The organism is uncultured Porphyromonas sp. (assembly GCF_947254915.1).
In the GTDB taxonomy this organism is placed as follows: domain Bacteria; phylum Bacteroidota; class Bacteroidia; order Bacteroidales; family Porphyromonadaceae; genus Porphyromonas.
On record NZ_CAMYEZ010000163.1, the window covers coordinates 1 to 3,069 of the forward strand.

Below are 3,069 nucleotides of genomic sequence, written 5' to 3' on the forward strand. Positions count from 1 at the left end.
GAGGAGCTGCTGGAGCGTGGAGGAGAGACCTTTGATGTCGCGTCGATCTGCGTTCCCAACGGGCTGCACTACCCAATTGCTCTAGAGTTGATCAAGGCTGGCAAGTCGCTCCTCATAGAGAAGCCCGCCGTGCTACACCCCGACGAGGGCGAGGAGCTGATCGCCCTAGCGAAGGCGCACGGATGTCACCTATACAGTGTCCTGCAAAACCGCTTTACGCCTGTCTCGGCGTGGCTTCACCAGATGATCAAGGAGAAGCGCCTCGGCAAGCTTTACCAGATCGAGCTGCAGTGTCTCTGGAATCGTGACGAGCGCTACTACCGGCCTCGTCGCTGGCATGGCGATCTCAAGCTAGATGGCGGGACGCTCTTCACGCAGTACTCGCACTTCCTTGACCTCCTGATTTGGTGCTTTGGTATGCCTGAGGTGCAGGGCGGAAGCTTTTACAATTACAACCACCAGACGACGGTAGACTTTGAGGACTCGGGCGTGGTACAGCTCACCTTCCCGCAGGATACGACGGGGCTGCTGACCTACTCGACAGCGGTCTACGGAACCAACTGCGGGGTGCGCCTGACCGTGCTCGGCGAGCGTGGCTGCATCGTCCTTGACGGTCCCTTTATGAACAAACTAACGCACTGCGTCATAGACGGCTACGACCGCCCTGACCTAGGCGAGAGCGAGCCAGGCAACGCCTACGGAGCCTACAGTGGATCTGCACAAAACCATCACTTCGTCATTGACCACACGGCGCGCGCTCTGCTGGGAGACCCGACCGCTCAAGCGGTGGAGATAGAGGATGCCCTGCGTGTCGTGCGCCTCATTCGCAACATCTACCAGCACAACCCTTACCTATCCTAAGAAAGCCCTTCACATTATGAATCAACTTCAGCATCGTACCCTACTTTATTGTCTCGTTGCGCTCCTTTTGCTGGGGGGCTTCGCTAGTTGCAAGAAGACAGAGCAAGAGACGCACACTATTCGTATCCTACACACAACTGATGTGCATGGCAACATACTGGGATACGACTTCGTCCAGGACACTTGTATCCCTAGCGGACTGGCGCGGGTCTCTACTTATGTGGCACAAGTGAGGAAGGAGTTCCCGACGAGTACGCTGCTCTTCGACGGAGGGGATGTGCTACAGGGCAATGCGGCGGTCTACTACTCCAACTTCGTTGACACGCTACGCACGCACTTCGTCTCGGACGCTATGACGCTGCTGGGCTACGACGCAGCCGTCGTGGGGAATCATGACCTAGAGGCTACGCCGAGTGTCTACCGACGCTGGCAACGCGATATGGCGACGCCACTGCTGGCGGCCAATATCATACACAGCGATGGCCCACTCAAGGGTAAGCCTTACTACTCCCCCTATAGTGTCCATACGGTTGACGGAGTGAAGGTGGCGGTGCTCGGTCTGATCACCCCCGCTGTGCCTCAGTGGATCCCGCAATCCTCTTATGAGGGGATGACCTTTGCTGATCCGATCGCGACGGCTCACAAGTGGATTCCTACGATTCAGGAGCATATCCACCCAGACCTCCTCATAGTCTTGATGCACTCAGGGCTGGGCGATGGGCAGGATAAGGAAGACGTTGCTCTCCAGATGGCTCGTACGGTCTCTGGCATTGACCTGATCCTCTACGGACACGATCACCAGGCTAATCAAACTACTGAGCGAAGTCCTTCGGGCTCTTCCGTCCTGCTGATCAATCCAGGGAGCCATGCGAAAAACGTAGCGGACGTTACTGTCACCATCACCAAGCAGGGCGACAAAGTGGTCGACAAGAAGTTCCAAGGGGAGATAGTCCCAATGGCAGACGTGCCCGTAGACTCCGCTTTCGTTAGCTACTTTGCGGACTTTGCGGACACGGTGCGTAGCTTTATCGCTGAGCCTATCACACTGCTCACGGAGCCTCTCATCGGGGTGGATGCACTCTTTGGTCCTTCCGCCTATATCTCCCTACTTCATCAGCTACAGCTGGAGTTGAGCGAGGCAGACATCTCCTTCTCCGCACCGCATCGTATCTCCTTGTCACAGCGGGCTGACACACTGCGGGTACGGAACTTCTTCGACATCTATCCCTATGAGAACTATCTCTACAAGCTGAGCCTCTCAGGGCAAGAGATACACGACTACCTAGAGTACTCCTACGGTTTATGGTGTGGCCCCGAAGCTAGCTCTGGGGAGCATCTGCTCTATCTGAAGGATCAAGCTGCTGAGCAACACTTCCCGACGGTCAATCCGACCTTTAACTTCAGCGCAGCCGCAGGCATTGACTACACGGTGGATCTGCGCAAACCTCAAGGCAAGCGGGTGACCATCGAGCAACTGTCTGACGGACGCCCCTTCTCGGTCGATAGCGTCTACACTGTGGCGGTCAACTCCTACCGTGCTATCGGTGGCGGTGGACATCTGACGCAAGGCGCTGGCCTTTCACCCGACGAGCTACACCAGCGCGTCGTCTGGATCTCGCCTCACGACCTGCGCTATCACCTCATTGAGTGGGCAAGAAAGCACCAACCGCTCACGCCACCCCGTTACAGCAACTGGGCCTTCATACCTAAAGAGCAAGCTACAGCAGCCATCGCACGAGATCGCCACATCATCGAGGAGAGTCTGACTAAGTAAAGGAAGCTCTTTTCCCAAAAAGCACCTGCCTAGAGGAATGACTTGGGTTGACCTCCTGCTCTTACTGATCCTAGCTTGTGGCATCACCACCTTCGGCCGTAAGCGACTGCGCAAGCACAATCCCGTCTACAAGGGACTAGAGCGTGACTTCGCCTCGCATTGCGTGCTCAGCATCGAGGAGTCACCGCTCCTGCAGCTTGGCTCAGCGCCTGCGGGAGCTACGCCTCGCTACCTTGTGATAGACACCGAGACCGTCTGCTATCTGCACGACACGCTTGACAAAGAGAAGTTTGCCTCCATCGGCACACCACTCCTAGCGAGTCTCTCGTGGCTCCTCCTAGACGAAGAGCTACGAGTCGTGCGCAGCGAAGACCACCTCCTACTCAGTGGCGTGCCGATCACAAGCGAAGCTACCGACTACCATCAGCTAACCA

At 56.6% G+C, this 3,069-nt stretch carries 2 protein-coding genes and 1 pseudogene; all 3 read left to right on the top strand.

The window, feature by feature from the left end; all coding sequences use genetic code 11:
* Positions 1 to 861: Gfo/Idh/MocA family oxidoreductase (locus tag Q0X57_RS08005; RefSeq protein ID WP_297729940.1), on the top strand; the 861-nt coding region annotated here is incomplete at its 5' end.
* A 16-nt stretch (positions 862 to 877) separates the two neighbouring features.
* Positions 878 to 2,635, top strand: a complete 1,758-nt coding sequence (locus Q0X57_RS08010; protein ID WP_297729942.1) for a bifunctional UDP-sugar hydrolase/5'-nucleotidase — start codon at positions 878 to 880, stop codon at positions 2,633 to 2,635.
* A gap of 37 nt (positions 2,636 to 2,672) precedes the next feature.
* Positions 2,673 to 3,069: pseudogene (locus tag Q0X57_RS08015) on the top strand (exonuclease); the annotation flags it as partial.